The following is an 8,779-nucleotide window of genomic DNA, read 5'->3' as shown; positions in this document are numbered from 1 at the left end:
AGCACAGCGCCTCCAGCTGAACCTCGGCGCCGTCTGACTGGAAGTCCGAGGTCTACAAGTCAACGGCAGCAGGTCGCCGGACCACAAGGGCGTGCTACGACAAGCCCAGCGCGGACGTCACCGACGCGCTCAAGCCCGGCCGCACCCAGGGAGCTGGATCGTCGGCGCTCCACGACCCGACCGGACGCGGCGAACGGCGAGAACCCGCCGCTCTCGCGCAGCGCCTCGGACCCCAGCGGCATCTGGTACACCCCGCCGTCGGGCATCTGGCAGACGGTGTGGATGGAGCCCGTCGCGGCCGACCACGTCACCGACCTGGAAGCTGACGCCGGCCATCGAAAAGGGGGACAAGTGGCCACCCGACCGCCGACACCACGGGGAGTCCGGACCGGACTCCGGTCACGGCCACCGCGCAATGCCGAGACCGCAAGGTGGCCACCGCCACCGGCACCTGGGATCGCTGCTCACCCTGAAGATCGCTGCTGCGGCTGTGGACCCCGGACGACCCTACTCCTGTACCGACCAAGGTGAGCGTCGGCACGGACCGCGTCGGCAGCTACTGATGTGCTCCATCAAGGTCGAGCAGGTGGACGGGCACCCCGCGCACCGTGCCTTCTAACGGCAAGCCCAATTCTTCATGATACAAATTCTCGACCAGGGCTTCTTGTGGGCCGGGACGGCCTGCACACCGCGCCCAGTGACGAGGCGCGTCAGTGCATGACCTGAAGAAGCATGCACAAGAGACGCCTCTAACTCCGTCCGCGGGGCTAATACTCGCTGTCGAACCTGACCGCTGGTTCTACTGGGCCGACAAGCTGGGCCTGCTCGTCTGGCAGGGTATGCCGGCGATGACGGCCGGGTGAACCTGTCCACGGCCGCCCGCGCCGAGTTCGAGTGAGATGAAATAGATCATGATCGACCAGCACTACAACCACCCGTCGGCGCCGGTATGCAATACCTTCAACGAGGGTTGGGGGCCAGTACGAGCCGAGGCGCGCCTCGCCGACCGTGCCAAGTCGTGGGACCCGACCCGCCTGATCAACCTTGATGTCCGGTATCAACCGGCCTGAGACGAGAACCGGCGACATCCTGGACGAACACGGCTATCCGAGCCCGGCCCTGCCACCGAACCCCGACGGTGCGGCCCCGGTCGTGCGGGGCGAGTACGGCGGACTCGGCCTCACCCGGTCACGCCTGGTCTGCGCAGCAGTCGTACGTGGACGTGACCCCGCGACGTACACGGACGACTACCTCACCAAGCTCGACGAGGTGCACAAAAAGCTGGCCTGCGCGGCAACGGCGCCGCCCACGCAGACTCGACGTGGAGGGTGAGCTTCTGAACGGCTCACCACCTACGACCGCAGGGTCGTCGCCGGACGTGAAGCGCGTGCACGGCGCCCAGCAGGCGACTGATCCGCGACGCCTCGCAGGCGACCGTGCAGGAACTGCTCCTGGTCCGAGAGCAGCTCGGGGCAGCCCGCTACGCCGGGCCGCGCCCTTCTCGTGGGAGAGCGGCTTCGGCGCAGACAGGACGACGACGCGGCGTGCTGCCAGGCCGCGACGGTGGTCTCCTCCGCGGCCACCGCGTTCGGTGGCGCGGCCGGCGCCACGGCCAGGGCGGACGCGGCCGGCGCCGCCGACGCCTTCACCCGCCTCCCGCCGGCAGCATCACCGCCCGCGGCTAGCTCTGCCGGCCAGCTGGGACTCCAGCTCGCCGGACTCTGCGGCCGCTACGAGGAGCGCTCGCACTTCCTCGCCATGGACACCAGCGGCTGGGCCCACCGAACTCGGCGGCTGAGGGAACTCCCTACGGCTGCGTTCGTACGCAGCTCGCCGTCGCCACCCGGGACCCGCGGCGCTCGCCACCAGCAAGCGCTGGATCGACGCGATCCTCGCCACCCAGGAGTCCGGCGGCTTCTTCCGGCCCGCGGGCCCTGCGCACCTCCTGAACGGCGGCGATTTCTGGCCGTTCCTGCCGCTGCTCATGGCCCTGCGCACGTACGAGAGTACGCGCACGACGAGCGCATCGTCCCGTTCCTGACCCGGTTCCTGCGGTACATGGAGGCGCAGGGCAAGGGCGCCTTCGACTCCAGCGGTCTCCGTGCGCTGGGGCGACGGCATCGACACGGCGCGCTGGCTGTACGAGCGCACCGGCGACCCGTTCCTGACGAGCCTCGTGGAGAAGATGCACCACTACGGCGCCGACTGGACCGGCGCCCTGCCCACGCGGCGTCAACGTGCATGCCCAGGGCTTCCGCGGACCCGCCCAGTACGCGCAGTGGGCGACCGGCGGCGCCGACAGCCTCGTCGCCACCTACCGCGCCTACGACCAAGTCCTCGCCGAGTATGGACAGTTCCCGGGCGGCGGCATCGCGGGCGACGAGAACTACCGGCCCGGCTACTGGCGACCCGCGCCAGGGCTTCGACTGCGGCATCGTCGAGTTCGTGGGCCAGCGCGAGCTGCTCACCCGATCACCGGCGACCCGGTCGAGCCGACCGCTGCGAGGACCTCGCCTTCCAGCATGCTCCCGGCGGCCCTCGACCCGCAGGGCAAGGGCATCCACTGCATCACCAGCGCCAACGGCGTCGACCTCGACAACGCCCGCAAGACCGACGGCCAGTTCCAGAACGGCTTCGCCATGCAGTCGTTCCAGCCGGGCGTCGACCAGTACGCTGCTGCCCGCACAACTAGCGGCATGGGCTGGCCCTACTTCACCGAGGAGCTCTGGCTCGCCACCCCCGACGGCGGACTCGCCGCCGCGCTCACGCGGCCTGCGACGTGCGGGGCGAAGGTGGGCGCCGACGGCGTGCCCGTGACCGTGCGCGAGGACCGACTACCGTTCGACGAGACGATCACGCTGACCGTGCAGGTCGACCGGCCCGTCGACTTCCCGCTGCGGCTGCGGGTCGCGGCTGGTGCGACCGGCCGCGCCTCGCCGTCAACGGGCAACAGGTGAAGGCGCGGGCCGGGCCCCTCCTTCGTCACCGTCCGGCGCACCTGGCGGGACGGCGACCGGGTCACCCTGCGCCTGCAGCGCACCACGCTGCGCACCTGGACCGGGCAACCATCTGGCGGCGTCAGCGTTTCGACCACGGGCCGCTCACCTAACTCGCTGGAAGGTCGCCGAGAAGTACGTACGGACCGGCGAGGCGGCGACACCTTCCCCGAGTACGACGTGCACGCCGCCTCGAACTGGAAAGCTACGGCCTGGTGGACGGGAGTTCACCGCACTGCGGCGCAGGTCCGGGCCGCTGCCCGACCAACCCGATTCACCCTCGACGGCACCCCGTCACGTCTCGCCGCGAAGGCCCGCCGCATCCCCGGGTGGATCGCCGACGACGAGCACGTCGTCGCACCGCCCAGCCCAGCCCCGCCTGCAGCCGGGCAGCGGTGGAGACCGTGACGCTCGTACCGATGGGCGCGGCCCGGCTGCGCATCACCGCCTTCACGACCGCCCCCGACGGACACTGGACGCGAAACCGGCGTACCACCGCATCCAGAACAAGCACAGCCGGCAAGGTCCTCGCCGTCGACTCCCATGCCCACCAGCGAACGACGCGCGGCCGTCCAGTTCGACAAGCACGGGGACGGTGACCACGCCTGGCAGCTGCTCGACGCGGGCGCGGACGGCCGTGCGCGCCCCGCAAACGGCCAGAGCGGCAAGTTCCTGGCGGTGCAGGGTGGTTCGACCGCCGACAGCGCCCGGCCGTGCAGTACGAGGACGACGGCCGGCCCGACCTGCTGTGGACGCAAGTCCGAGCGGGCCGACGGCTGGTTCCTGCTGCGCAACGAGCACAGCGGCAAGGTGCTCGGCGTCGACGGAGGAAAGTCGCTCCGCCAACTTAGTGCCCAAGTGGTGCGGTTCGCCGACAACGGGACGGACGACCACCGTGGCGCCTGGAGTCCTTGACGGGCTGTCGGGACGGACGAAGAATGATCGCGCATCACGCTGACAACGTTATCGAACGCGCACCATGAGAGGCGCACGATGAAGAGACGTACCTGCCGCACGCTCGGCGTGCCGCGGCCGCCGCCCCTGCTCGGTATGACTCAGCGCCCGCGGCTAGGCCGTTTCGGGCGCGGACGGCCGACTACTCGATCTGGTCAACCCGTTCATCGGCACCGAGAACGAGGGCAACACCTACCCCTGGCGCCGCCGTGCCGCTTCGGCATGGTGCAGCTTCGCCGGACACCGGGCGCAACACGCTACGACTACCTGAGAACCACACACCGCGGCTTCTCCACCGTCCACCTCTCGGGCGTGGGATGCGCTCGGCGGCGACCTGCCGGTGCTGCCCACCACGGGTGACGTCACGAGCACCGATTACGCGTCGTACGTGCGGCCGAGTTCAGCCACGACGACGAGAAGGCGTCGCCCGGCTACTCAAGGTCGGCCTGAAGACCGGGATCGACGCCGGAGCTGAGCGCCACGAAGCGACCGGGGTGCAGCGCACACCTTCCCGGCCACCGACAAGGCCAACGTCCTCATCAACGCCGGGCAGTCGCTCCACAAGAGCCTCGCACACCACGCGTCGAGATCCCTCGACAACCGGACCGTGCGCACCGCCATCACCGGCAGCGGCTTCGCCAGGACACCAAGCCGTACACCGTCTACACGATCACGAGGTTCGACCCGCCCCTTCACCACGTCCGGCACCTGAAGGGCGACACGGTCACCGCCGGTCTCGAAGACGTCGGACGCGGACGCCGACCGCAACGGCGCCTACGTCCGCTTTCGACACGAGCAAGGACCGCACGGTCGAGGCGACCACGGCGATCTCCTACGTCGACGCCAAGGGCGCGGCCCTCAACCTCCGCACGGAGGGCGGGCGTTCCCTTCGACTCCGTGCAGGCGACGCCGCGCAGGCAGCGTGGGAGGGCCGCCCGACGACGTAAAGGCCCAGGGCGGCAGCTGAGACGCCGCGCGGACCTTCTACCCGTCGCTGTACCGGTCCTTCCTCGCGCCGAACGTCGGCAGCGACGTCGACGGCGCTACACCGGCTGGGACCAGAAGGTCCACCGGGCCAAGGGCTTCACGCACCACCAGAACTGGTCCCTGTGGGACACCTACCGCACCCAGGCCCAGCTCCTCTCGCTGCTCGCGCCGCACGAGTCGCGGGGACATGGCGCTGTCCGTGGTCCAGATCGACAAGGACAGCGGCTGGCTGCCCGCGTGGGGCTAGCGGCACGGTCGAGACGAACATCATGACCAGTGACCCCGTCACCCCGTTCCTCACCAACGCCTACCAGCAAGAGGCTGTTGAAGGGCCACGAGGAGGACGCGTACCGCGCGCTGAAGAAGAACGCGGACGGGGTGCCGCCCACCGACTCGGCCCCGGTCGGACGCGAGGCCAACAAGGAGTACCTGGCCGACGGGTTCGCGCCGTACGTCAGGGCCGCGCGCACGTGAAGCCCGGTGACTCTGACTACGACCACGGCGCCTCGGCCACCCTGGAGTACGCGCTCTCCGACGCCATGCTCGGCCAGATGGCGAAGGAGCTCGGGCACGCGGACGACGCGAAGCGGTACACCGAGCGGGCCCAAAACTACCGGAAGATCTTCGACGCTCGACCGGGTTCTTCCGGGCGCGGGACGCGGCCGGCGCCTTCACCGGGCCCGCCGACCCCGCCGAGAGCGAGGGCTTCCACGAGGGCACGTCCTGGCAGTACCAGTGGCTCGTGCCGCAGGACCCTGCCGGGGATGGTCGGCCTGATCGGCGCGCAGGACGCCGCGAACCAGCGGCTCGACTCGTTCTTCGCCTACGACCAGCTGGTCGAGGACCCGGCGAAGACCGCCCGCGAGGTGTGGGTCAACGGCCCGTACGCCTACTACAACGCGGACAAGTACAACCCGCAGAACGAGCCCGACCTCATCGCGCCCTACACGTACCTGTCGACGGGACAGCCGTGGAAGACCACCGACGTGGTGCACGCCGCGCTGACCCTGTTCACCGACGCGCCGACCGGCATGACCGGCAACGACGACCTCGGCACCATGTCCGCGTGGAACGTCCTGTCGTCCATCGGGATCTTCCCGGTGCAGCCCGGCACGGACACCTGGGGCCTGTCGACGCCGGTGTTCGAGCGGGTCGACGTCACGCTCGACCGGCGGTACTACCCGCAGGGAAGCTGACCGTGCGGGCGCCGGGCACCTCGGACTCGGTGCGCTACATCCAGTCCGCCCGGACGAACGGGACCGCGTACGGCAAGACGTATCTGACCACCGAGGACCTGCGCGGACTGCGGGACCTCTCCTTCGAGGTGGGCAGTGCGCCGTCGGCGTGGGGGACCGGTGCCGACGCGGCGCCGCCCGCGCTGAAGTGACGTACTAGACAGCCCACACCTGTCCCACGGGACCCGCCTCTCCCAGAGAGGCGGGTCTTAATCTGTTGTGCTAACTGAGCGTGCCGAGATCGTACTTCGACCGTAATCGAGTGAGGGCGATTGACCGCTCACTCCCGTCGTCGACGCGAGAGCACTCCACGACCGCCAAGAGCTCGGACCTGCTCGCGCCACTCGACCTTGCCTTCTCGGAACATCGAGACCGCCGAACACCCCATGCACCTGGGTGCGTTGGGGGTCTTCGAGGCCGATGCGCCTGGCGCCGCGCAGCACGCCCTGACGAACTGCTCGCGGCCCGCGCCGCCGGGGTGCCGGGACTGCGGATGCGCATAGCGGGAGTGCTGATTCCCGCCGGCGGCGCCGCCCAGGTGCCCGTCACCGACTTCGAGCCGCTGGACCACGTGCGGCTCACTCGCTCCCCGTGGACGACTTCCACGCGGCCGCGGGCGCCCTGATGGAGCGGCCGCTCGACCGGCGGCGGCCGCCGTGGGAGGCGCACGTGCTCCCGCGGCGGACGGCGCCTCGTTCGCCGTCCTGTTCCAAGTTCCCACCACGCCCTCGCCGACGGACTGCGCGCCCTGACACTCTGCGGCGGCCGTGATGGACCCCGTCGACCTGCCCTGTGACACGCGCACCGAAGGACGAGCCGGCGCTGCGCCGCGGACTGCGGCTGCCGTTCCCCCGGGATGCGGGAGATCACGCTCGGCGACCTCGACCCGCGGCGCTACCCGGCCACGTGCGGGCGCTCGCGGGCGGCGCGACGCAGGCCCCTGTCGATCGGCGCGTCCGTGGCGCGGGCCACCTGGGGCGTGCGGACTCGCCCGCGCTCACCGCCGACGCCAGCGGCTGGCGGCGCACCGCCGGGATCGTCCCTCGACCTGGGACGACGTGCACCGGATCCGCAAGACGGTGGGCGGCACGGTGAACGACGTCCTGATCGCCGTCGTCGCCGGGGCGGTACGGCGCTGGCTCGACGAGCGCGGCGACGGCAGCGCGGGCGTCGAGCCGCGCGCCCTCGTCCCTGGTCTCCCGCCGCCGCCCGCGCACCGCCCACCCGCAGGGCAACCGGCTCTCCGGCTATCTGGTGCGGCTGCCCGTGGGGAGGGCGACCCTCGAACGGCTCCCGGTCGTGCGGGCCACCATGGACCGGCGCAAGGACCACGGTCCGGCCGCGGAGCGGGGCGCGGTGGCGCTGCTCGCCGACCACGTGCCGCCGCTTCGGCCACCGGCTCGGCGGCACCTTCGTCGGCCAGAACGCCCGCCTGCTGTTCGACCTGCTCGTCACCAGCGTGCTGCTGCCCAGCCTCGGCCTGAGGCCCGGCTGGCTGCCCGCTCACCGAGGTCTTCCCTGCTGGCCCTCGCTCGCGCAGGGCCAGTCCCTCGCCGTGGCCGTCTCTGACGTACCGCGGCCGGGTGCACTACGGGCTCGTCGCCGACGCCGCTGCCGTACCCGACCTGGACGTCCTGGGCGGGCGCGGTGACGGACGAGGTGAAGGAGCTGCTGGCCGCCTGCGGCGCCTAGCCCGGGTCCACGCCGGGCCGGCCGAGGTCGCGCGAGCGCGTCCAGCGCCTCCGTCAGGGCTCTCGGCCCGCGGGTCGAACCAGGTCGTGCGGATCCGCTCGTTCGTGCCCTTCGGCGTCTCGTGGTCGCCCGCGAGCTGCCGCAGGGGCCGCGAGCCGTCCCCCAGGGTGCGGCCGACCTCCTGGAAGAGGCCGCGGACGTACCGGTCCGCGTCCTCGGCGGGAACCCTGCCGGGCGGCCCATGCGGTGAGCGTCGCCAGGTACCAGTAGTGCGTGGTCAGCGTGGACGTCAGCGTCTGGAAGACGTCGAGCGTCGCTCTCGTCCGCGACGGGCGGCGCCCCGCCGAGCCGGTCGAAGAGGGCGTCCACGGCCGGGTGGCGCCGGGCAGGTCACGGCGACTGAGCGGCGCTCGCGCACGGCGGGCAGCAGGATGGCCCGCACGACGGGCACGGTGGTGCCGAGCAGACCGCGCACCTCGTCGGCCGTGACGCCGGCCATGACGCTGAGCACGACCTGCCGTCCCTGATCCGCAGCCCGTCGAGGGGCCTGCGCGCGGGTCCTGCGGGCGGACGGCGAGGACCACCAGGTCGCTGCGGTCCGCCACCTCCTGGTTGTCGGCACCGACCCGCACGCCCGGATACCGCCCGGCGAGCTCGGCGGCGGCCCGGGCGCCACGCGGCGAGAGCGTGATCGACGGCGGGTCGGCGACCCCCTCGCACCAGCCGGTCACCAGGGCCCTGGCCGAGCTCGCCCACGCCGATGATTCCTATGCGGTCCACGGTCTCTCCTGGTCGTCCTCGGTGCTGCGCGCACGCCGTCCCGACCTCGCCAAACCTACAACGTAGATTCGCCGCCGCGGAACGAGTTTGGAGACAGGGCCCGCTGCCCGTAAAATTCCGCATTCGAAAGCGAGC

General features: G+C 71.3%; 5 protein-coding genes and 2 pseudogenes. All 7 read left to right on the top strand.

Going from position 1 to position 8,779, the window contains the following annotated elements:
• The first annotated feature begins 911 nt into the window (after positions 1–911).
• The 7 genes and pseudogenes from RBJ77_RS41160 to RBJ77_RS41130 all read left to right on the top strand — a co-directional run bounded on the left by RBJ77_RS41160 (position 912) and on the right by RBJ77_RS41130 (position 8,710).
• Positions 912–1,070, top strand: a complete 159-nt coding sequence (locus RBJ77_RS41160) for a hypothetical protein (RefSeq protein WP_372349649.1) — start codon at positions 912–914, stop codon at positions 1,068–1,070.
• On the top strand, positions 1,048–1,332 hold the full coding sequence (locus RBJ77_RS41155; protein ID WP_372349648.1) for a hypothetical protein: 285 nt from the start codon (positions 1,048–1,050) through the stop codon (positions 1,330–1,332). The genes RBJ77_RS41160 and RBJ77_RS41155 overlap by 23 nt, the downstream gene beginning before the upstream one ends.
• A 905-nt stretch (positions 1,333–2,237) precedes the next feature.
• Positions 2,238–2,957 (top strand): hypothetical protein, encoded by a 720-nt coding sequence (locus RBJ77_RS41150; RefSeq protein WP_372349647.1) that lies wholly within the window; start codon positions 2,238–2,240, stop codon positions 2,955–2,957.
• Positions 2,958–3,539: 582 nt separating this feature from the next.
• Entirely contained in the window at positions 3,540–3,911 is a 372-nt protein-coding gene (locus tag RBJ77_RS41145) for an RICIN domain-containing protein (protein ID WP_372349646.1), read from the top strand.
• Positions 3,912–4,101: 190 nt separating this feature from the next.
• Positions 4,102–6,324: pseudogene (locus RBJ77_RS41140) on the top strand (GH92 family glycosyl hydrolase).
• 119 nt (positions 6,325–6,443) lie between these two features.
• Positions 6,444–7,864, top strand: a pseudogene (locus tag RBJ77_RS41135) (wax ester/triacylglycerol synthase family O-acyltransferase).
• A gap of 612 nt (positions 7,865–8,476) precedes the next feature.
• On the top strand, positions 8,477–8,710 hold the full coding sequence (locus tag RBJ77_RS41130; RefSeq protein WP_372349645.1) for a hypothetical protein: 234 nt from the start codon (positions 8,477–8,479) through the stop codon (positions 8,708–8,710).
• Positions 8,711–8,779: the final 69 nt, after the last annotated feature.

Source organism: Streptomyces sp. KL116D, from assembly GCF_030766975.1.
GTDB lineage: Bacteria > Actinomycetota > Actinomycetes > Streptomycetales > Streptomycetaceae > Streptomyces > Streptomyces longispororuber_A.
This window is presented reverse-complemented; position numbering and strand designations above follow the sequence as displayed.

What these genes read in the sequence shown, in the direction of transcription:
- RBJ77_RS41155 (WP_372349648.1), top strand. Translation starts at nt 1,048, where the DNA reads ATGTCCGGTATCAACCGGCCTGAGACGAGAACCGGCGACATCCTGGAC.
- RBJ77_RS41160 (WP_372349649.1), top strand. Translation starts at nt 912, where the DNA reads ATGATCGACCAGCACTACAACCACCCGTCGGCGCCGGTATGCAATACC.
- RBJ77_RS41145 (WP_372349646.1), top strand. Translation starts at nt 3,540, where the DNA reads ATGCCCACCAGCGAACGACGCGCGGCCGTCCAGTTCGACAAGCACGGG.